The 21254-nt window shown below is 71.5% G+C and carries 17 protein-coding genes and 1 other RNA gene; 6 read left to right on the top strand and 12 right to left on the bottom strand.

Translation table 11 applies throughout. From position 1 onward, the window contains the following. Nucleotides 1-479: 479 nt before the first annotated feature. From RUR49_RS24870 to RUR49_RS24840, 7 genes are all read right to left on the bottom strand, one after another. Complete coding sequence (locus RUR49_RS24870) at nt 480-2432, bottom strand: DUF3483 domain-containing protein (protein WP_409149229.1); 1953 nt, start codon at nt 2430-2432, stop codon at nt 480-482. A gap of 472 nt (nt 2433-2904) precedes the next feature. Then, complete coding sequence (locus RUR49_RS24865; RefSeq protein ID WP_409149227.1) at nt 2905-3393, bottom strand: hypothetical protein; 489 nt, start codon at nt 3391-3393, stop codon at nt 2905-2907. Nucleotides 3394-3555: 162 nt separating this feature from the next. Next, nucleotides 3556-5718, bottom strand: coding sequence for an FAD-dependent oxidoreductase (locus RUR49_RS24860; RefSeq protein WP_409149226.1), 2163 nt, complete (start codon nt 5716-5718; stop codon nt 3556-3558). Then, complete coding sequence (locus RUR49_RS24855; protein ID WP_409149224.1) at nt 5715-6704, bottom strand: GlxA family transcriptional regulator; 990 nt, start codon at nt 6702-6704, stop codon at nt 5715-5717. The genes RUR49_RS24860 and RUR49_RS24855 overlap by 4 nt, the downstream gene beginning before the upstream one ends. Further along, nucleotides 6701-8185: a 2Fe-2S iron-sulfur cluster-binding protein gene (locus tag RUR49_RS24850; RefSeq protein WP_409149222.1), complete on the bottom strand. Its 1485-nt coding sequence runs from the start codon at nt 8183-8185 to the stop codon at nt 6701-6703. The genes RUR49_RS24855 and RUR49_RS24850 overlap by 4 nt, the downstream gene beginning before the upstream one ends. A 186-nt stretch (nt 8186-8371) precedes the next feature. Beyond that, nucleotides 8372-9631 (bottom strand): aromatic ring-hydroxylating oxygenase subunit alpha, encoded by a 1260-nt coding sequence (locus RUR49_RS24845; protein WP_409149220.1) that lies wholly within the window; start codon nt 9629-9631, stop codon nt 8372-8374. Between the two features lie 157 nt (nt 9632-9788). Further along, nucleotides 9789-10859 carry a GlxA family transcriptional regulator gene (locus RUR49_RS24840; RefSeq protein WP_409149218.1) on the bottom strand — a complete coding sequence of 357 codons (1071 nt, stop codon included), beginning with the start codon at nt 10857-10859 and terminating at the stop codon, nt 9789-9791. A 291-nt stretch (nt 10860-11150) separates the two neighbouring features. Here RUR49_RS24840 and RUR49_RS24835 point away from each other — a divergent pair, with 291 nt between their 5' ends. Both RUR49_RS24835 and RUR49_RS24830 read left to right on the top strand, forming a co-directional pair. Next, nucleotides 11151-11603 (top strand): hypothetical protein, encoded by a 453-nt coding sequence (locus tag RUR49_RS24835; protein WP_409149216.1) that lies wholly within the window; start codon nt 11151-11153, stop codon nt 11601-11603. A gap of 221 nt (nt 11604-11824) precedes the next feature. Then, a complete protein-coding gene (locus RUR49_RS24830) occupies nt 11825-12385 on the top strand; it encodes a cytochrome b (RefSeq protein WP_409149214.1) in 561 nt (186 codons plus the stop codon). Nucleotides 12386-12397: 12 nt separating this feature from the next. Here RUR49_RS24830 and RUR49_RS24825 read toward each other — a convergent pair whose 3' ends face one another. The 5 genes from RUR49_RS24825 to RUR49_RS24805 form a co-directional block, all read right to left on the bottom strand. Continuing rightward, nucleotides 12398-13768, bottom strand: a complete 1371-nt coding sequence (locus RUR49_RS24825) for an L-serine ammonia-lyase (RefSeq protein WP_409149213.1) — start codon at nt 13766-13768, stop codon at nt 12398-12400. A gap of 259 nt (nt 13769-14027) precedes the next feature. After that, on the bottom strand, nt 14028-14612 hold the full coding sequence (locus RUR49_RS24820; protein ID WP_409149212.1) for a sarcosine oxidase subunit gamma: 585 nt from the start codon (nt 14610-14612) through the stop codon (nt 14028-14030). After that, on the bottom strand, nt 14605-17772 hold the full coding sequence (locus RUR49_RS24815) for a 2Fe-2S iron-sulfur cluster-binding protein (protein WP_409149210.1): 3168 nt from the start codon (nt 17770-17772) through the stop codon (nt 14605-14607). Before RUR49_RS24815 ends, RUR49_RS24820 begins: the two co-directional genes overlap by 8 nt. After that, a complete protein-coding gene (locus tag RUR49_RS24810) occupies nt 17769-18083 on the bottom strand; it encodes a sarcosine oxidase subunit delta (RefSeq protein WP_409149208.1) in 315 nt (104 codons plus the stop codon). Before RUR49_RS24810 ends, RUR49_RS24815 begins: the two co-directional genes overlap by 4 nt. Before the next feature lie 10 nt (nt 18084-18093). After that, entirely contained in the window at nt 18094-19347 is a 1254-nt protein-coding gene (locus tag RUR49_RS24805; protein WP_409149206.1) for a sarcosine oxidase subunit beta family protein, read from the bottom strand. A gap of 150 nt (nt 19348-19497) precedes the next feature. On the opposite strand from RUR49_RS24805, the gene ssrA reads away from it, so the two are divergent. From ssrA to RUR49_RS24785, 4 genes are all read left to right on the top strand, one after another. Continuing rightward, nucleotides 19498-19853: a transfer-messenger RNA gene (ssrA, locus tag RUR49_RS24800) on the top strand. Between the two features lie 152 nt (nt 19854-20005). Further along, the gene (locus RUR49_RS24795) at nt 20006-20647 is read left to right on the top strand and encodes an SspB family protein (protein WP_409149204.1); all 642 of its coding nucleotides are present in this window, start codon (nt 20006-20008) and stop codon (nt 20645-20647) included. A gap of 66 nt (nt 20648-20713) precedes the next feature. Further along, entirely contained in the window at nt 20714-20941 is a 228-nt protein-coding gene (locus RUR49_RS24790; protein WP_409149202.1) for a type II toxin-antitoxin system CcdA family antitoxin, read from the top strand. Beyond that, the gene (locus RUR49_RS24785) at nt 20941-21246 is read left to right on the top strand and encodes a CcdB family protein (RefSeq protein ID WP_409149200.1); all 306 of its coding nucleotides are present in this window, start codon (nt 20941-20943) and stop codon (nt 21244-21246) included. Before RUR49_RS24790 ends, RUR49_RS24785 begins: the two co-directional genes overlap by 1 nt. The last annotated feature ends 8 nt before the right edge of the window (nt 21247-21254 follow it).

The raw sequence follows: 21254 nt of genomic DNA, 5'->3' as shown, positions 1-21254 counted from the left end.
GCCACCGGTGTCGGCGAGAAGGCGGGCGGCGCCGAGGAGTTGGCGATCGTGGGCGCCGGTGCGCCCGCCGGGTGTGTCCGGCACCACGAGGACGAGGAATGCCGGCGTCGCAATGGTCCGGATGGCTGTAGACGCCGCGGCTGCGGCGGCGGTGGACGCGAGGCGGGCTGACGTCGCGGTCTGATTCGCCGCGGCGCCCGCCGCGAGACCACGCGCTCCGAGGCCCGCCACCGAAGCCGCACCCGCGGCGGCCGCTGCGACGCCGGCCGACAGCGACCGGTCGAGGCGCCGGCGCGGCGCGGGGACGACGAGGGCAGCGATCTCGGCGCGCGGGTCGCGGCGCGGGCGGCCACCCGGCCCGACGGGGACGCCCGCGACGGCTGCCGCCGGCAGAGCGGCCTCGATGGTCGAGCGCGGACGGTCGCCGCCGGGCACGGCGCGGCGGGCGGCCTCCGCCCGCGGGTCGCGGCGGGGCCGGGTCATGCCACCGGCTCCGGCCGGCGCACGCCGGCGCCGGACGCCGACGGCGCCCCGCCCGTCACCGCCGATGCCTTCGCCGCCTCCACCGCCTCCCACAAGAGTTCGGCGACGTCCTTCACCTCCGGGCGTGGCCCGGTGACGCCTTCCAGCATCGCCGTGCAGCCGGGGCACGCCACGGCGACCGTCGCCGCCCCCGTCTCGCCCACCTGCGCCATGCGAAGGTCGGCGATGCGGCGTTCGCCGGGAATATCGGTGACCGGCGCGCCACCGCCGCCGCCGCAGCACATCGCCTTCAGGCCCGAGCGCGCCATCTCGCGCCGCTCGAGACCGAGGGTGTCGAGAAGGGCGCGCGGCGCGGCGGTCTCGCCGTTGTAGCGGCCGAGATAGCAGGGGTCGTGATAGGTGATCGCAGGCCCCGACAGCGCCGCCGGCGTGAGCCGACCCTCGGCGACGAGGCCGGCCAGGAACGTCGTGTGGTGGACAACGTCGAAGCGGCCGCCGAGCGACGGATACTCGTTCTTCAGGACGTGGAAGGCGTGCGGGTCGGCGGTGAGGATGCGGGCGAAGCGGCGCGTGGACAGGGCGGCGATGTTGTCGCTCGCGAGCCGCTGGAAGGTCGCCTCGTCGCCGAGCCGGCGGGCCAGGTCCCCGCAGTCGCGCTCGTCCGCACCGAGCACCGCGAACTCGACGCCGGCCGCCTGCAGCAGCCGCACGAGAGCGCGCAGGGTGCGGCCATAGCGCAGATCGTAGGCGCCCTCCCCGAGCCACAAGAGCACGTCGGTCTTGCCGCCTTCCGGCAGCACCGGCAGCGTCAGACCGGCGGCGAAGTCGGTGCGGGCGGAAAGCGGCCGTCCGCCGGGGTCGTCGGCGAGGCGCAGTTCCGCCAGCACGTCGGCGCCCTTGCCGGGTACGGCGCCCTTCTCCAGCGTCTCGAAGCGGCGCAGGCCGACGATGGCGTCGACGTGCTCGATCATCATCGGGCACTCCTCGACGCAGGCCCGGCAGGTGGTGCACGACCAGATCGTCTCGGCCGGCACCATTGCGCCGACGAGCGGCAGATGCGGCCCGCCGTGGTGGGCACCGACCGCACGGCCCGGATAGGGGCTGCCGGCATAGGCCTCGTCGCTGCCGCCGGGGGCGATGGCGGCGGAGAGGTCCTGGATCAGCTTCTTCGGGTTGAGCGGCTGGCCGGCGGCGAACGCCGGGCACGCCGCCTCACAGCGCCCGCACTGGATGCAGGCGTCAAAGCCGGCGAGCCTGTTCCACGTGAAATCGGCCGGCACGGCGATGCCGAGACGGTCGGCGGAAAGTTCCAGCGGTGCGAGCGCGGTGTCGCGCCCGCCGGCGAAGCGGGCCGGACGCGGGTGGGCGATCAGATGGATGGCGCCGGCGACGATGTGGCGGAGCGGCCCGCTGTGGACCTGCAAGGCGAGGCCGAGCGCACCCGCGGCGGCGAGCGCCGCGCCGATCCAGCCGATCGCCGGCGGGCCGCCGAGGACCGTCGTCACCGCGACGATCAGCCCACCGACGCCGAAGGCCGCGAACAGCCACGGCAGCACGGTGAAGCGGCCGCCGGAGAGCCGCGCCGGCCGCACCGGCACACGCCGTCGCCGCACCATCGCGGCCCCGGCGAGCATCGTCGCAAAGGCGGCCGCCGGCAGCAGCCAGTAGAGGCGCGAGGCTCCCAGCGGCGGCACGATCGCGAGCGCCGTGAACAGCCCGCCGGCGAGGAAACCGCCCGCCACCAGCATGTGCATGCGCGCGGCGAACGGATCGCGCGCGACGACGTGGTGGACGTCGACGAGATAGCGCCGCGGCAGCGCGAGGAGGCCGGAGAGGGGGATGGGGGCCGGCTTGCCGACGCGCCAGAGCCGGATCCGACGGGCAGCCTCGAGGGCCGCCACGAGGGCGGCCGCGAGGGTGGCGAAAGCGAGGAAGGCGGCGGGCGTCATGGCGCGAGCACGCCGGAGGTCGCTGTCCCTCCCCTGCCAGGGGGAGGGACGGGCCGCCGGAGGCGGCCAGGGTGGGGCCCGTCGATCCAGCCCGCTACGTTTGACGTCGAACTCCGGATTGACGGGCCCCCACCTGCCGGCTGCGCCGGCTGTCCTCCCCCCTGGCAGGGGGAGGACGAACTCTGCACCGCCCTTCCAATGGCACAACGCAACCCCTCCCCCCTCGCGGGGGAGGTGGCCGGCGGAGCCGGTCGGAGGGGGGGACACACGCCGAAGCGGCCGATGTGAAACTCCCGTCGCGGCGGCTGCCTGCCAGCGGTCGGGGCGACGTCGAGCGCGGAGCCCGTGGCGCCCCCCCTCCCTGCCCTCCCCGGCGAGGGGGGAGGGTTCGCGCTGACTTCGAGGGGACGATCGCAGGGTGCTGCGTCGCGCCCCGCCGCAACGTCATCCGCCGTGGGGCAGGCGTTGGACCTCAGCTCTTGAGCTTCGGCACGATCGGGGGCTTGCCGTCGGACTTGAAGGCCGCCGACCAGTGCCCCTTGCTCATCGTCGCGGAGCAGGAAACGGTCGCCACCTTGCCGGAGTGGAGATTGTCGAAGCGGCAGGTGCCCTTGGCGGGGATCTCCTCGAAGGCGTCGCCGGTGCCCGCTGCGACCGCCGTCACGGTCATCCGCCCGCCGCCCTTCTGGTTCCAGTTCGCACCCTTGCCGATGAAGTAATAGCGGCTCCCCCCGCCGACCCACATGATCACCTGGTAGCCGTCCGACATCATGAACTGGAAGACGATCCCGCCACAGCTGCGGTACTGCGGGATCTTGCCGACGTGCAGGACCTCCGTGCACTCCCCTTCGACGCTGAGCAGCTGCTTGACCGTCGCTTCCTCCGCGACCGCCAGAGGCGACATCGCCGACATCAACGCCGCGCCACCGAGCGCCGCGCCCCACACCAACCCTGCACGCATGTCCCTGGCTCCAGTCAGACCCACGGGGACACATGCTACTTAAACGCGAAGTTTCGGCAACTCGAAGTGTCGCGTTTTCACGCGCCGATGTCGGCTCGCGGACGACTGTGGCAAATCGGCTGCTCGGGTCCGCGGTGCGAGGCCGGCGGCGCGCCGGAGCGCTCAGATGTCCTTGCATAGCCTGAGCGAGTCGTAGAGCGCCGCATGGATGTTGCGGCCGGCGACGCAGTCGCCGACGCGGTAGAGAGCGTAGCCGCCCGGGTGCGCCTCCGCCGTGGCCGCACCGTTCGCCGGCCCCCCCGCCCCGTTCGACGCCGCTCCACCCGCCGGCGCCGCGCCGGTCCACCCGGCCGCCGAGCCGTCCGCCCCGTTCCGCCCCACCTGCTCCGCCCACGGCTGCGGGCGGCCTTCGACGAGGGCGTGCTGGTCGGTGACGCCGTCGTTTACGGAGCCTCCGCGCAGCGCCCGGAACACCCCGTCGACCGGCAAGGTGCCGTACTCGACGACGACGCGGTCGACGAGGCGCTCCTCTTCGGCGAGCGTCATGGTGTTCCTGAGCACCGCGACGAGGCGGTTGCCCTCGGGATAGACCTCGGCGAGCTCCGTGTTCGGCGTCATCACCACGCCGAGCTTGTAGAGCTCGCGCAGGTGGACCGGCTGGTTGGTGGTGCCGATCTCCTCGCCGACCATGCGGTCCTGGGTGGCGATCTCGACGAGGCAGCCCTTCTTGGCGAGGAATTCCGCGGTGGAGGCACCGTGGTGCTGGCCGGTGGCGTCGTAGAGGAGCACCGAGCCGGCCGCCTCGACCTTGCCGGTCAGCACGTCCCAGGTCGGCACGACGTGGGCGGCGCCCGCGACCTCGTCGAGGTTCGGCCGGCCGCCGGTGGCGACGATGACGATGTCGGGCTTCTCCGCCGTCACCGCCGCGTCCGTCGCCTCGACGCCGAGCCGCACGTCGACGCCGAGCTTCCGGACCTGCGCCGACAGCCAGCGCGGGATGCCCGACAGCGCCTCGCGCCACGTCCCCTTCGACGCGATGTTGATCTGGCCGCCGAGCTCGCGCTCCTTCTCGAAGAGCACCACGGCATGGCCGCGCTCGGCCGAGACGCGCGCCGCCTCGAGGCCGGCCGGGCCGCCGCCGACGACCACCACCTTCAGCGACCGCGCGGCCTTCGGGATGACGTGCGGCATCGTCGCCTCGCGGCCGGTGGCGGCGTTCTGCAGGCAGAGCGCGTCGCCGCCGACATAGATGCGGTCGATGCAGTAGCCGGCGCCGACGCACTGGCGGATATCGTCGGCGCGGCCCTCGATCAGCTTCTTGACGACGTGCGGGTCGGCGATGTGGGCGCGAGTCATCGCCACCATGTCGAGGTGACCCTCGGCGACGGCACGGGCGCCAGTGGCGAGATCGGTGACGCGCTGGGCGTGGAACACCGGCACCTCGACCTCCCGCTTGATGGCGCTCGCGAGATAGAGGAAAGGCGCGACGGGGAAGCTCATGTTCGGCAGCGAGATCGCGTGGGCGATGTGATCGCGCGCCTGGCCGCCGACGATGTTGACGAAGTCGATGAGGCCGCGGCGGGCGTACTCCGCGGCGATCGTCACGCACTCTTCGTGGCTCAGCCCCTCGGCGAGGAGCTCATCGCCCGACATGCGGATGCCGATGACGTAGTCGTCGCCGGTGGCGGCGCGGATCGCCGACAGCACCTCGGCGCCGAAGCGCATGCGGTTTTCGAGCGAGCCGCCGTACTGGTCGGTGCGGTGATTGATCGACGGGCTGAAGAACTGATCGATCAGGTGGCCGTGCGCCGCCGAGACCTCGAGCCCGTCGAGCCCACCCTCGCGGCAGCGGCGGGCGGCCTCCGCGAAGTCGGCGACGACGCGGGCGATGTCGCCCTCGTCCATCTCGCGCGGCACGGCCCGGCTCGCCGGCTCGCGCCGCGGCGAGGACGATATCGTCGGGAACCAGTTGTCGGTGTCCCACTTGGTGCGCCGGCCCATGTGGGTGAGCTGGATCATCAGCTTGGCGCCGTGGCGGTGGATGCGCTCGGAGAAGCTCCGGAAGAACGGGATGACGCTGTCGTCGGCGGCCGAAATCTGCGCCCACGGCGTCGCCGGGCTGTCAATCGCCACCGACGACGAGCCGCCGAACATCGTCAGGCCGATGCCGCCCTTGGCCTTTTCCTCGTGGTAGAGCTGGTAGCGCTCCTGCGGCTTGCCGTCCTTGCCGTAGCCGGGGGCATGGCTCGTCGACATCACGCGATTGCGGATCGTCAGGCCCTTGATCGTCAGGGGCTTCAGCAGCGCGTCGGCGTTGGCGATCATGTCGAGGCGCGCTCCTCACGCGGCGAGCGGCCGAAGTGGCGGCGGTAGGCGGTGGAGAAGTGGGCGGCTGTCTGGAAGCCGCAGGCGAGGCCGACGTCGGTGACGCTCATCGGCGTCTGGCGCAGGAGCTCGCGGGCGTGCACCAGCCGTCGCCCAAGCGAGAACTCCGCCGGCGAGGTGCCGAGGTGGCGCCGGAACAGCCGCTCGAGTTGCCGTGGCGACATGCCGACGCCGGTTGCGACCTCCGCCACCGTCAGCGGCCGCTCGATCGCCGCGTCCATCATGCGGGCGGCGCGGGCGAGCGCCGGATGCAGGTGCTCGATGCGGGAGGGTAGCGGCAGCGGCTGGCGGTCGCCGCCGGCGCGGGGGCGCTCCACCATGAACTGGTCGGAGACCTTGGCGGCCACCGGCTTGCCGTGGCGCGCCTCGATCAGGGTCAGCATCAGCTCGAGCGGCGCGACGCCGCCGGTGCAGGTGAGCCGGTCGCGGTCGACGACGAAGAGCTCCTCGGTGAAGGCGACGCCGGCGAACTCCTCGCGGATCGCCGTGAGGTTCTCCCAGTGGATGGCGGCGCGGTAGCCGTCGAGGAGGCCGGCCTCGGCGAGCGCGAAGGTGCCGGTGCAGAGGCCGCCGAGGGCGACGCCGCGTCGAGCGAGCCGGCGCAGCGCGTCCGACAGCGGCCGCTCCACGGCATGGCGCACCGAGACGCCGCCGCAGACGAACAGGAGATCGAGCGGCCCGGCGTCGGCGAGCTTGACGGTCGGCGTCATCGACAGGCCGTTGCTCGCCTCTGCCGGCGCGCCGTCGAGCGTCACCACTGCCCAGTGATAGTCGTCGGCGAGCGAGACGTAGTTCGCCATCCGGCACGCCTCGAGGGCGTTCACCAGCGCGATCGCCGAGTAGTTCGGCAGCGTCAGGAAGCCGATGCGCGACAGCCGCGCCAGCGCCGGCGGCGCCGGCGCGGGTGGCGCGGCCGGTGCGCTCAACGCTCCACGACGAGATCGGTCAGCGGCTTCGAGCAACACAACAGCACCAGTCCCTGGTCGATCTCGCGCTGGCGGATGCCGCCGGCGTGCTTCATCTCCACCTGCCCCGAAACGAGCCTCGACTTGCAGGTGCCGCAGAGCCCCTTCGTGCACGAGGCCGGCAGCTTCATGCCGGCGGCGCGCGCCGCCTGCAGCACGAAGGTATCGTCGGGGCAGTCGATGGCGCGGCCGGATTTCGAGAACGTCACCCGGAAGCTGCCACGCGCCTCGCCCTCGACGAGCTTCTCCTCCGCCCTGGCCGCCGCCGCCTGGGTGATCGGCGCCAGTTCCTCGAAGTTGAAGCTCTCCTCATGATAGCGCCGCATGTCGGCGCCGCCATCGGAGAGCATCGCCCGCACCGCCTTCATGAACGGCGAGGGGCCGCAGGTGAACACCTCGCGCTCGTGGAGGTCCGGGGCGATGAGCGACAGCATCGGCCACGACAGCCGCCCGCGGAAGCCCGGCCAGCCCGGCTCGCCGGCGTCGCTTTCGACCACGTAGGCGACCTTGAAGCGGGCGTGGGCGCGGGCGATCGCGTCGAGCTCGGCGCGGAAGACGATGTCGGCCGGCGTGCGCGCCGCGTGCACGAAGACGACGTCGCGATCCTCGGCGAGATCGGTGATCGCCCGGCTCATCGACATCAAAGGCGTGATGCCGCTGCCGCCGGACACGAAGAGATACTTCTCCGCCGGATGCGTGGCGCAGGTGAACTCGCCCATCGGCCCGACGGCGCGCACCTCCATGCCGGGCACGAGGTTGTCGTGCAGCCAGTTTGACACCGGCCCGCCGGGCACGCGTTTCACCGTGATCGCGAAGGTATCGGGGCGGGAGGGCGCCGAGGCGATGGTGTAGCAGCGCTGCACCGGCTCGTCGCCGACCGGCCAGTCGAAGGTCATGAACTGGCCGGGATGGAAGCGGAACAGCCGCGGGTTGCGCGAGGCGAAGACGAAGGTCTTGACGTCGTGCGTCTCGGTGTGGACCTGCCGGCAGACGAGGAGATCATCGTCGTCGGCATTGAAGCGGGCCGGCACGTCGGCCAGCGCGGCGATCCGGCTGATCGGCGGAGCCGGCGCGGGCGTCTCGGCGAGGTCGAGCGAGGCGGCAGGCTCCGGTGCGGCAGCCCGTGCGGGCGAGGCGCTGACGGCCGCCGGCGTGTGGCGCACCCGCACCGTCTCGATGACGTCGCGCTCGTGCGGCAGCGTGAGACCGGGACCGACGAGGGCGAAATCGTCGATCGCGCCGACGATCAGGGCCGGGCCGACGAAGCGGCGCGCAAAGGCCCCTCCGGTCCCCGCGCCCTTGGCGTCGTCGAGGTTCGGCACCGCCATCCGCGTCGTCGAATTGGTCGGCAGCACGGTGATGCCGGCGCTGCCGACGTGGGCGTCGACGACGGTCCGCTTGCCCTTGCTCGTGGACCCCTGGGACTTGGACTTGCCTGCCATTGTACCCGTCGCCGTCGTCGCCCGTCCTCCCCCTGCCAGGGGGGAGGACAGCCGCGCGGAACGCGCGGCAGGAGGGGGCCTGTCAATCCAACCTCGAGCCCGTGTTTGACGGGCCCCACCCTGACCGCTTCGCGGTCTGTCCCTCCCCCTGGCAGGGGAGGGACAGGCTCCCGCGACCGCCGCCGTCTACCGCTCCAGGTGCTCGGCGATGCGGCCGAGGTACCAGTTGGTGAACTTGTCGACGAGGCCCTCGGTGTAGGGCGAGTAGGGCCCGGGCTCGTAAGCGGGGCTGCTGACGCCGGAGTGCTGGTAGCCGACGAGCTCGGAATCCTGGGCGTTGGTGGCGACCCACACCTCGGTCAGCTTCTGGATTTCGTAGTCGACGCCCTCGACCGCGTCCTTGTGGACGAGCCACTTGGTGCGCAAGAGCGAGTGCTCGGGGTCGAGCGGCAGCACCGAGAAGACGACGGCGTGGTCGCTCATGAAGTGGTGCCAGGAGTTCGGCTGCGTCCAGAAATGCAGGCCGCCCATCCGCCGATCCGTCAGGTTGCCGAGCAGCTTCCGGCAGGCGACCTCGGTCGACAGCGTGTGCGACTCGCCGGCACCATCGAGCGGCAGGCGCTGCGTGCGGTAGCCGGTGACGACGTCGTCGAGGTGCTCGATCGTCCGCGACGGGAAGCCCTTCGCCTCCCATTCGGCATGGTCGTCATTGAGCAGGCAGTCGTAGCGCTCGGCCTGCTTCCGGCCGGTCTCGTCGAGCTGCTCGGGCGCATAGCCGAAGCCGTAGGCGAACAGCGGGACCGTCAGTTCCGGATGGTTCACCGCGCAGTGATAGCACTCGCGGTTGTTCTCCATCGTGATCTTCCAGTTGCCCGGCTCGATGATGTCCATCTCGAAGGCGACCTTGGTGTCGCGGACGGAATGCGGGGCGATGTAGGGCCGCATCGCCTCGGCCATGGTGTCGAAGTCGGCCGGCGGGTCCTCGCTCAGGCAGACGAACAGGAGCCCCTCGAGCGACTTCAGGTGCACCGGCTTCAGGCCGAGGCAGCTCTTGTCGAAGCCGTCGCCCATGTGCTCGGCGTACTGCAGCGCCCCGTCGAGGCCGTAGGTCCACTGGTGGTAGCGGCAGACGAGATTGCCGACGCTCGCCTTGTAGTCGTGCACGAGGCGGGCGCCGCGATGGCGGCAGACGTTGTTGACGGCGCGGACGGTGCCGGCCTCGTCGCGCAGGATGAGGACGGTGGTGCGGCCGATGTCGACGACCATGGTGTCGCCCGGCTGCGGCACGTCCGCCTCGACGCCGACGAAGATCCAGTGGCGCCCGAAGATCACCTCCATGTCGAGGTCGAAGATCTCCTGCGACAGGAAGAACGGCTGCTCGAGGCCATAGCCCGGCCGGCGGCGCGCGACGAGGGCGCCGATGCTCGAATGGGGAACCTGCAACATGGGTCCGGGTCTCCGCCGCGGCGCCGCGCGCCGCACCGCCGGACGCGCGCCACGCGCGTCGTGCGGATTAGAAGTGTTCCGCAGTCCTCGTTCGGCTACTTTTCTCGGCACGACGCGTTTTTACTTTAGCACGACATACGCACGAGACGCCCACCGATCACTCGAACAGCCGTCCGCCCGCCAGCCTCGCCTGCGCCGTCGGATCGGCCGCCGGGCGGCGCCCGCCGCGCGAGCCCGTCGGCGTGAAGCCGTGCAGCGCCTTGAACTGGCGCGAGAAGTGGGCGCAGTCGGCGAAGCCGGATTCGAGCGCGATGTCGGTGATCGTGCGGTCGGTCGTCTCCAGGAGGAAGCGGGCGTAGCGCAGCCGGAGCTCGCGGTAGAAGGCGCCCGGACGCTCGCCCATCACCGCCTGGAACAGTCGCTCGAGCTGGCGGGTGGAGAGCCTCAGCTTCTCGGCGATGGTGGCGACCGGCAGGGGGTCGGCGAGGTTCTGCTCCATCAACAGCAGCGCCCGCCGCACGCGCTCGTCACGGACGCCGTCGGTGTCGGCGACGGGCGGGTGCGGCTGCGCCTCGCTGCCGGCGCGCGGCCGGTCGAGCAGCAGCACGTGGCGGGTCTTCTGGGCGACCGCGCGGCCGAGATGGCGCTCGACCAGCAGCGTCGCGAGATCGGAGACGCCGCCACCGCCCGAGCAGGTGATGCGATCGCCCTCGTCGACGAACAGCCGGTCGGCCACCGGCACGTGATGGGGGAAGGCGGCGAGGAAGTCCTGGCGGTGATACCAGGAGACGCAGCAGCGCCGCCCGGTCATCAGCCCGGCGCGGGCGAGCACGAACGAGCCGGTGCAGACGCCGACGAGCGTCACACCGGCGGCGGCCGCCTTTTCGAGATAGACGATGGTCGCGGCATCGACCTGCGCGCCGGCCGACAAGAGCCCGCCGACGACGACGATGTAGTCGAAGCCGCGCGGGTCGACGAACGGGCTGGTGCGCGCCACCGCGATGCCGCAGCTCGCCCGCACCGCCTCCTCGCGGCTGCCCATCACGACCCACCGGCACAGGATCTGCCTGGAGCGGTCGCCCTCGTCGGCGGCAAGCCGCAGGTGGTCGACGAACAGCGAGAACGCCGACAGCGTGAAGTCGTCGGCGAGAATGAAGCCGACGGAGAGGCGCGGGCGCCCGGCGCCCCCCTCCTCCCCCGATGTGCGCGACGTGCGGACGGCGTCCATTCCTGCCCTCGAGGCGGTGCAGGCTTCACATTACCAGACCGCCGGCGGACCGGGACCGGAATGCAACGCCCGCCCAAGCATTGCAGGCGACGCTGGCATGCCGATTGCGAGGTTCTGCGACGGTGCGATATCAATTCGGTGAACGCGACGACATCGGCGCAAAGCCGGGCATCGCGTTCCCGCAGAGGGCAAACCGCAATCATGGCGCTCACCGCGACATCAGGGATCGATTCGTCCGCCGCCTTTCCCCTCAATGCCGCCGCACGGCCCCGCCGATCGGCGCCACGACGGGTGCGCCCACCTGCCTTCGTGCTCCTGGCGGCGGCGCTGCTGCTGCCGTTCTGTGCCGCCAAGACCGCACGCGCCGACGAGGCGACGATCCCCTCGGCCACGGTCGGGCAGGAGCGCGACGTCACCATCGTGCTGCGCGCACCGATCCAGAGGATCGCGGGCGACCGGGTGACGCTGCAGTCGATGCTGCGCTTCTCCGGCCGGGCGTGGGAGGACGCGCGCATCGAGATCCTCGCGAACGGCGTCGTCGTCTCGCGGACGACCGCGCTGCGCGGCGGGCTCTGGTACGCACCCCGCACGCCGATCGCCGCCGGCGACTACGAGTTCACGGCGCGCGCGATCTCCGCTGACGGCACGCGGGAGATGTCGGACGTGCTGCGCATCACCGTGTCGCCGCCGATCCTGCTCGACCCGGAGAGCCTCGCCGGCAAGAGCGTCTTCTCGGTCGGCTAGCCCGGGCCCCGCCGTTCGGATGGTGGAAACGGTCGCCGACGAGGTCGGGGGCCGGCCCTGGTACGTCTGACCTCCAGGGAGGCTGCGATCGTCGCGAGAGCCGCGCACGAGACGGCAGGTTGCCGCACCTGATCCGCATCAAGGGCCTCGACCGTTTGCGGTTCTACAGTGGCGCTCACCGCCGGCCCGCGCGCGGCAGGCGGTCATCGAGGAGCACCACCGTGACCCGCCCTGCCGTTTCCGCCGCAGCCCCCATTCCCGCCGTCGAGCGCCGGCTCCACTGGCTGATCGCCATCGCGATCCTGGCGATGATCCCGCTCGGCATCGCGGCCGAGGAGATGGCGAAGGGGCCGGCGCGCGAGTTCGTCTTCAGCTGCCACAAGGCGCTCGGGCTGATGATCCTGATCCTGGCGACGTGGCGGCTCGGCGTGCGCCTCTCGGAAGGCTTCCCGCACCCGGTCGGCCGCTACTCGCTCATCGAGCGCATCCTCGCCCACGCCGTGCACGGCCTGCTGCTCGCGGTGACGGTGCTCGCGCCGCTGACCGGCATCGCCCGCATCATCGGCAAGGGCCAGGCGCTGGAAGTCTTCGGCCTGACGCTGCTGCCGGCCGGGGCAGGCAATGCCTTCGCCCTGTCGCTGGCGAGGAGCGTCCACTCCGGCCCGGTTCTGGTGCTCGGGCTCGGCGTGCTGATTGCCCTTCACGTCATCGGCGCCCTGAAGCACCACATCCTCGACCGCGACGCGACGCTGACGCGGATGCTGGGCCGCGCGACGGCGTGAGCGGGGCGCTCTTCAACACTCCGGCAGGTTGACCGCCAGGCCGCCGAGGGACGTTTCCTTGTATTTCGACGCCATGTCGCGGCCGGTTTCGCGCATCGTCACGATGACCTTGTCGAGCGAGACGACGTGGGTACCGTCGCCGTGGAGAGCGAGCGAGGCGGCGTTGACGGCTGAGATCGCGCCGAAGGCGTTGCGCTCGATGCAGGGCACCTGCACGAGGCCGGCGATCGGGTCGCAGGTCATGCCGAGATGGTGCTCCATGCCGATCTCGGCGGCGTTCTCGACCTGCTCGTTGGTGCCGCCGAGCGCGGCGCACAGGCCGGCGGCGGCCATCGAGCAGGCGACGCCGACCTCGCCCTGGCAGCCGACCTCAGCGCCGGAGATCGACGCGTTCATCTTGAACAGCCCGCCGATGGCTGTGGCCGTCAGCAGGAAGGTGCGAACGCCCTCGGGGCCGGCGCCGGAACAGTGGTCGAGATAGTAGCGCAGCGTCGCCGGCACGACGCCGGCGGCGCCGTTGGTCGGCGCGGTGACCACCCGGCCGCCGGCGGCGTTCTCCTCGTTGACCGCGATCGCATAGACGCTGACCCAGTCCATCACCTCGTGGGCGGCGCGGTCGTTGGCGTGGCTGCGCGCCAGAAGCCGGTCGCGGATCGATTTCGCCCGCCGCCTGACCTTGAGGCCGCCGGGAAGCTCGCCCGTGGTGGCGACGCCGCGGTCGATGCAGGCCATCATCACCTTGGCGATCGCCTCGAGGTGGGCGTCGATCTCGGCATCCGGGCGTAGCGCCTGCTCGTTCTCGAGCACGATCCCGGCGATCGACAGCCCGGTGGCAGAACCGATGTGCAGCAGGTCGCGGCCGCTGCGGTAGGGGTGCGGCACCGACACCGGGTTGTGGACGACGACGCCCACCTCCGCCTCCGGCACGACGAAGCCGCCGCCGACCGAGCACCAGCGCTCGTGGGCGACGACGGTACCGTCGGCGTCGAAGGCGGCGAGCGCCATGGTGTTCGGATGCTTCGGCGTCTCGGCGTGGCCGTCGAAGAGGATGTCGCGGCCGTAGTCGAAGGCGATGCGGCGGCGGCCGCCAAGATTGACGGAGCCGCCGGCGCCGGCGGCGGCGAAGGCCGCGTCGGCCTCGTCCGGATCGACGGTGGCGGGCTCCATGCCCGAAAGGCCGAGGATCGCCGCTCGGTCGGTACCGTGGCCCTTGCCGGTCCAGGCGAGCGAGCCGTAGAGCGCCACCTCGACGCGGTCGACGTCGTCGAGTCTCCCCGCCGCCGCGATGCCGTCGACGAAGGCGTGCGCCGCCCGCATCGGTCCCACCGTGTGGGACGACGACGGCCCGATGCCGATCTTGAAGAGCTCGAAGACGCTGATCATCGATGCCGGCCTCCCCGCCGGACGAACGATTGTCTCTCGAAGGGTGGAGGCGTCCTCCCCCTGACGGTGCGCTGACGCGTCCTCCCCCTGCCAGGGGGGAGGACAGCCGCGCTGAAGGCGCGGCAGGTGGGGGCCTGTCAATCCGGTGCGCGACGACCGCCGCATCACTTCGGATTGACGGGCCCCACCCTGACCGCCTTCGGCGGTCTGTCCCTCCCCCTGACAGGGGAGGGACGGGTCAGCCCACTGGCAATCCCCCCTACCCCGCCCGGAACTCCCGCCGCGTCTCGTCGAGATAATGCCAGACATAGGCGGAAAACGAGCGCCACACCTCGATGTGGAACACGTCCGGCCCCGTCCGCGCCAGCACGATCTCGGCCTTGGCCAGCACCGTCCGCGTCGCCGTGCCCACCGGGAAGGCCGCCTCAGACAGGTCGAGCGGGCAGCCGGCGGCGAGCACCGTCGCCGCCTGCGGTCCGGACACCTCGATGCAGAGCTGGCGATGCGAGACGTCCACCAGCGAATGCGGCACGCCTCCCGTCGCCGCCTCAATGGCGGCTGCTATCTCCTCCGGCGCCTCGCCGGGGGCGATCAGCAGCCACTCGTCGGGGCCGAGCCAGATCGCCCTGCGGTTGCGGACCTCGCCATAGGCGCCGCGGGCCCGCGGCAGGGCGACGCCGAACGCCTCGCCGGCCGGGCCGATCGCCGCCTCGCGGCCGCGGAAGACGTAGCGCGCACAGTCGTTGTCGAGCGTCCTGAGCTCCGCCGCGGCGAGCGGGGGCGTCGCAGCGGCGATCATCGCCAGCGCGTCGGCGCGCGGCAGCACGGGAGAGGCCTCAGTCATTGAGCCGCGCTCCTTCCGGGTCGACGAACACAGGGGCGGCCACCGTCACCGCGATGGCGCCGCCGGGCATCGGCACGTGCAGCGTCTCGCCCATCCGGCCGCGGCCGTCGCGCACCATCGCGAGCGCGATCGAGCGGCCGAGCACCGAGCTCCAGTAGGACGAGGTGACGTGGCCGAGCATCGTCATCGGCACGGGTTCGGCCGGGTCGGCGACGATCTGCGCTCCCTCCTCCAGCACCACGCTCGGGTCGACGGTGAGGAGCCCGACGAGCTGCTTGCGGCCGGCCCCGGTCATCTCGGGCCTGAGCACCGAGCGCTTGCCGACGAAGTCCTTCTTCGACTTGCCGACTGCCCAGCCGAGGTTGACGTCGTCCGGCGTCGCCGTGCCGTCGGTCTCCTGGCCGACGATGATGTAGCCCTTCTCGGCCCGCAGCACGTGCATCGTCTCGGTGCCGTAGGGGGTGATGCCGTGCGGCTCGCCGGCGGCGACGATTGCCTCCCAGACGTGGCGGCCATAGTCGGCCGGCACATTCACCTCGAAGCCGAGTTCGCCGGTGAAGGAGACGCGGAACAGCCGCGTCGGCACGCCGGCGATGCGGCCCTCGCGCACGCTCATGTGCGGCATCGCCCCCTTCGACAGGTCGATGCCCTCGACCAGCGGCGCGATGACGTCGCGCGCCCGCGGCCCCTGCACGGCGATCACCGCCCACTGCTCGGTGGTGGAGGTCAACCAGACGTCGAGGTCCGGCCACTCGGTCTGCAGGTAGTCCTCCATCAGATGGAGGACGCGCGGGGCGCCGCCGGTCGTCGTGGTGACGTGGAAGCGGTCCGGCGCCATGCGGCCGACGACGCCGTCGTCCATGACGAAGCCGTCCTCGCGCAGCATCACGCCGTAGCGCAGGCGCCCGGGCTCGAGCTTCGTCCAGGCGTTCGTGTACATGCGGTTCATGAACTCGGCCGCGTCCGGCCCCACCACCTCGATCTTGCCCAGCGTCGAGGCGTCGAAGATGCCGACGGCCTCGCGCACCGCCTTGCACTCGCGCGCCACGGCGGCGTGCAGGTCCTCGCCGGCTCTCGGGAAGTACCAGGCGCGCTTCCACAGCCCGACGTCCTCGAAGGCAGCGCCGTGCGCCTCTGCCCAAGCGTGGATCGGCGTGGTGCGGACGGGGTCGAACAGATCGCCGCGGGCGGCGCCGGCGAAGCTGCCGAAGGTGACGGGCGTATAGGGCGGGCGGAAGGTTGTCAGGCCGATCTGCGGGATGGGCTTGGCGATGGCGTCGGAGACGATGGCCAGCGCATTGAGGTTCGACGTCTTGCCCTGGTCGGTCGCCATGCCCGTCGTGGTGTAACGCTTGACGTGCTCGATCGAGACGAAGCCCTCGCGGGTGGCGAGCTTGACGTCCTTGGCCGTGACGTCGTTCTGGAAGTCGACGAAGGCCTTGGCGAACGCCGGATTGCGCCCGTGCGGGGCAGCGCCGGAGAAGCCGCCGGAGACGATGGGGGCTTCGGTGACCACCGGTCCTCCCCCTGCGCCGGCCTCCGTCCCTCCCCTGCCAGGGGGAGGGACAGGCGACCGCAGGTCGCCAGGGTTGGGCCCGTCAATCGAGGTCTCGGGGTGGATTGACTGGCCCCCACCTGCCGCGCCTTCGGCGCGGCTGTCCTCCCCCCTTGCAGGGGGAGGACGCGTCGCGAAAGCCGCCTTCGCCGCCTGCTCGCCCGCCGCGTAGCCCTCGGCCAGCACGTCCGCGAGCCCGAACGTGCCCCGGCACGCCCCGGCCGACCGCTCATGCGCAAATGACTGCCCCGGCAGGAACGTCTTCGTCGCCGCGTCGAAGGCGAGCTTGCCGCGCGATTGCGAGAACAGGTGCACCGACGGCGTGAAGCCGCCGGACATCAGCACCGCATCGCACGGCACGATCACCGGCCGGGCGACGCTGCCGTCGGCGGCGACGGTGGCAAGGTGCGCCTCGCGGACGCGTAGCCGCCCGCGCGTGCCGACGACGGTGGTCGACGTCTGCACCGGCAGGCCGGCGGCGCGCGCCTTCTCCGGCAGCTCACCGTCGGCGACGGGCCGGAGGTCGGCGATCGCGGCGACCTGGACGCCGGCGGCGTGGAGGTCGAGGGCCGCCTGGTAGGCGGCGTCGTGGGCGGTGAAGACGACGACGCGCCGGCCGACCACCGCGCCGTAGCGGTTGAGGAAGGTGCGGGCAGCGTCCGCCAGCATGACGCCCGGGCGGTCGTTCTCCGGGAACACCATCGGCCGCTCGATGGCGCCGGCTGCGATCACAACCTCCTTCGCCCGCACCTGCCACATCCGCTCGCGCGGCAGGTCGCGGTGCGGCGCGGCGAGGTGATCGGTGATCCGCTCGCTGAGGCCGATGAGGTTGTGCGGGTACCAGCCGAAGGCGGTGGTGCGGGAGAGCAGCGTGACGCGGTCGTTGCCCGCGAGTTCGGCGAGCACGTCGGCGACCCAGTCGGCCGTGGGCACGCCGTCGATCGTGGCCTGGGTCTCCGCCAGCAGCGAGCCGCCCATCTCGGCCTGCTCGTCGCAGAGGATGACGGTGGCGCCGCTCGCCGCTGCTGCCCGCGCCGCGGCGAGCCCCGCGGGGCCGGAGCCGACGACGAGGACGTCGCAGTGGGCGTAGCGCTGGGTATAGCGGTCGGCGTCCGGCGCCCGTGGCGCGCGGCCGAGGCCGGCGGCGGCGCGGATCACCGGCTCGTAGACCGACTTCCAGAACGCCTGCGGCCACATGAAGGTCTTGTAGTAGAAGCCCGCCGGCAGCAGCGGCGCGACGAGGTCGTTGACCGCGCCGACGTCGAACTTCAGCGACGGCGCGCGGTTCTGGCTGACGGCGACGAGGCCGTCCTTCAGCTCGACCTGGGTGGCGCGCAGGTTCGGCGTGTAGTGCGCCTCGTCCGCCCCGACGCCGACGAGGGCATTCGGCTCGTCCGAGCCGGCCGCCAGGATGCCGCGCGGCCGGTGGTACTTGAACGAGCGGCCGACCAGGTGGACACCGTTGGCGATCAGCGCCGAGGCGAGCGTGTCGCCCTTCAGCCCGCGATAGAGCGTGCCGTCGAAGGTGAAGCGCACCGTGCGGTCACGGTCGACGCGACCACCGGCAACGGCCCGGAACGGCTGCGAGGGAGGGAGAACAGTCACCGCGACGCCTCCGCGACCTTGTCCGCGAGCTCCGGCGACGAGAGGTCCGGCCTCCCCTCCCCCGCCGGGTAGGTCGTCACGAACTTGTCCGTCACCGTGTGGCGGACCGCGTTGAAGAAGCGGCCGCAGCCGTGGATGTGGCGCCAGCGTTCGAAGTGGAGGCCCTTCGGATTGCCGCGGGCATAGAGGAACCCGGTCCAGCCGTCGTCGTCGAGGCTGTCGGGGGTGCGCGCCAGGTGGGCCTCGCCGGCATAGCGGAACTCCGCCTCCGGCCGGCTCTCTCCACAATAGGGACAGGCGATCAACAGCATGGGACGCCCCTCAGTGCGCGACGGCGGCGGCGGCCGCCTCGTCGATCAGTCGGCCCGCCTTGAACCGGTCGAGGGCGAATGGCGCGGCGATCGGATGCGGCGTGCCGCGGGCGATGGTGTGGGCGAAGACGTGGCCGGAGCCCGGCGTCGCCTTGAAGCCGCCGGTGCCCCAGCCGCAGTTGACGAAGAGGCCCGGCACCGGCGTCAGCCCGATGATCGGCGAGCGGTCCGGCGTCACGTCGACGATGCCGCCCCAGTTCCGGAGCATCCGCATCCGCCGGACGGTCGGCACCAGCTCGCAGATGGCGTCGAGCGTGTGGGTGGTGATGTGCAGGCCGCCGGTCTGCGAATAGGAGGTGTAGGCGTCGGTGCCGGCGCCGATGACGAGCTCGCCCTTGTCGGACTGGCTGATGTAGGCGTGGATGGTGTTCGACATCACCACGCACGGGAACATCGGCTTGATCGGTTCCGACACCAGGGCCTGCAGCGGATAGCTCTCGAGCGGCATGCGCACGTCGGCCATGCCCATCACCACCGAGGTGTTGCCGGCTGCCACGACGCCGATCTTCTTGGCCTTGATGGTGCCGCGGCTCGTCTCCACCGCCTCGACCGCGCCGTCGGCGCCGCGGCGGATGGCGGTGACCTCGCAGTTCTGGATGATGTCGACGCCGAGCGCATCGGCGGCCCGCGCGTAGCCCCAGGCGACGGCATCGTGGCGGGCGGTGCCGCCGCGCCGCTGCAGGGCGCCGCCGAGGATCGGGTAGCGCACCTTGCCGAAGACGTTGAGCGCCGGCACGAAGGCCTGGATCTCCTCGGGCGTCAGCCACTCGTTGTCGACGCCGTTCAGGCGGTTGGCGTGCACGTGGCGCTTGAACGACTGGATGTCGTGAATGTTGTGGGCGAGCATCAGCACGCCGCGCGGCGAGTACATGACGTTGTAGTTGAGCGCCTGCGACAGGCCCTCCCACAGCTTCACGGCGTGGTCGTAGAGGGCGGCCGATTCGTCGAAGAGGTAGTTCGAGCGGATGATCGTGGTGTTGCGGCCGGTGTTGCCGCCACCGAGCCAGCCCTTCTCCAGTACGGCGATGTTGCGAATGCCGTGCTCGCTCGCGAGATAGAAGGCGGTTGCGAGCCCGTGGCCGCCGGCGCCGATGATGACGACGTCGTAGGCGGGCTTCGGCTCAGGCGAGCGCCACTGCGGCTGCCAGCCCTGATGGCCACCGAACGCCTTCGCCAAGAGCGAGAGGGCGGAGAACTTCTGCATCGGCGCGCTGACCCCATCCCGGACGACAAGCGATCATGCGGCCGCCCAGCCCGTCGCGCGAGCATTGTTTCGGCGACGGCCTTGAACGGATGCGACATGGGCGGTGGGCGCACGCCGTCCCTCCCCTCTCCCCCGTCTTTCTGTCCTCGCCCCCTTCCCGTCCGCCGCCCCGCCCCCTATATTCCCGTTGCCGGCTTCGGCCGGCTATGGCGATACAGCGGCGTCGTAATAAGCCTATCGGACCCGGGGGCGGTACCCGGCGCCTCCACCCAAGTCCATGATCTCGTGTGGATTTCGGTGGGGGCGAAATAGGATCGACGAGGGTGTAAAGGTCGTTCGTTCGCCCGGCATGGTACCGCCGTTATCGGACCTTTCTATAGTTGCCAATGACAACTATGCCGAGGCCCGTCTGGCCGCGTAATGCGGTCCGATAACCTCATCTAAGTCCTCCCGGGTCGCACCGGAAAGGCGGGGTCCGAGGGCACCTGGCAACAGAAGCCCTCACTTCTCCTTCTCCTGTTCCGTCTCCCCGCATGGCGGCGCACGTCGTCGCAGCCGCATTTTCGTGGCGCTCAGGCCGCCGGCGCGGTTCCTGTGTGCGGTGCCCTGTGGTATCGCGCGGGTGGGGGCGACAGGTTCGACAACCGGGCGAGACGCGATGGCCGAAGACATCATCCGCTACGACGTGCTGGTGCAGGAAGCGCTGCGCTCCGTCGTGCGCAAGGTGCTGGCGGAGGCGGCGCGCGCCGGCCTGCCGGGCGAACACCACTTCTACATCGCCTTCGACACCGCGGCGCCCGGCGTGCGGCTCTCCTCGCGCATCCGCCAGAAATACCCGGAGGAGATGACCGTCGTCCTGCAGCACCAGTTCTGGGACTTCGTCGTCACCGACACCCAGTTCGAAGTGACGCTGTCGTTCGGCGGCATCGCCGAGCGACTGGTCATCCCGTTCACCGCAGTGAAGGGCTTCTTCGACCCGTCGGTGCAGTTCGGCCTGCAGTTCGATCCGGCCCGCAACCCCGACGCCGCCGAGGGCGACGACACGGCGCCGGCCGAGAGCGGACCGAAGCCGGCGCTCGCCAGCAGCGAGGGGCGCACCGTCGCCCAGCCCGAGAAGCCGGCACAGCCCGCCAAGGCCCCCGCGCGCGCCTCCGTGCCGACCACGGCCGCGCCGAAGCCGGCGCCCGAGGCGGAACCCGCCGCCGCGGCGGAGGGGGAAGGCCCCGCCGATGCTCCCGTCGACACCCCGGCTCCCACCGCCGCCGTCGTCTCGCTCGACGCCTTCCGCAAGAAGACGTGAGCAGAAGCGCTTGACGCCTCCGCACGAGGGTCCAAACTCCGGCGTGTGGCGATGCGAGGTCACCCCATGGCGAACACGCGGGCTGTGCACTTGTCGCTCGATGCGGCGCTCGTTTCCCGGGCGGAGCGGTTGGGAGTCGACCTCGGAGCGGCGGCCGCCCGGGGCATCGCCGAACAGTTGAAGATCGCCGAGCAGGCCGCCTGGGCCGACCGCAACCGCGAGGCGATTTCGTCGTTCAACCGTCAGGTCGACGATCGTGGCACGATCGGTGACGACGAGCGCCGCTACGGCTGATGCAGTTCGACGTTCACCGGAACATCGGACGCGGCGCGGCGCAGGCTCCCTATCTCGTGGACATCCAGCATGATGCCGTGGCGCCGCTGCGTCTGCGGATCGTGGCGCCTCTGCTCAAGGCCAGCACGGTCGAACGTCTGGATATCCTGATGCCCGAGGTGACGGTGGCAGGCGGTGCCTACATCGTCTCAATGCCAGAGCTCTTCGCCATCGATCACCATCGCCTCGGCCGGGTCGAGACCAACCTCGCCCACCACCGCGACGCCATCGTGCGGGCGCTCGACCTGCTCTTCACCGGCTTCTGACCGCACCG

This window comes from Pseudoxanthobacter sp. M-2 (genome assembly GCF_046156265.1).
GTDB lineage: Bacteria > Pseudomonadota > Alphaproteobacteria > Rhizobiales > Segnochrobactraceae > CAMDHY01.
Note: the sequence above shows the minus strand (reverse complement) of the source record. Positions and strands in the feature narration are given on the sequence as shown.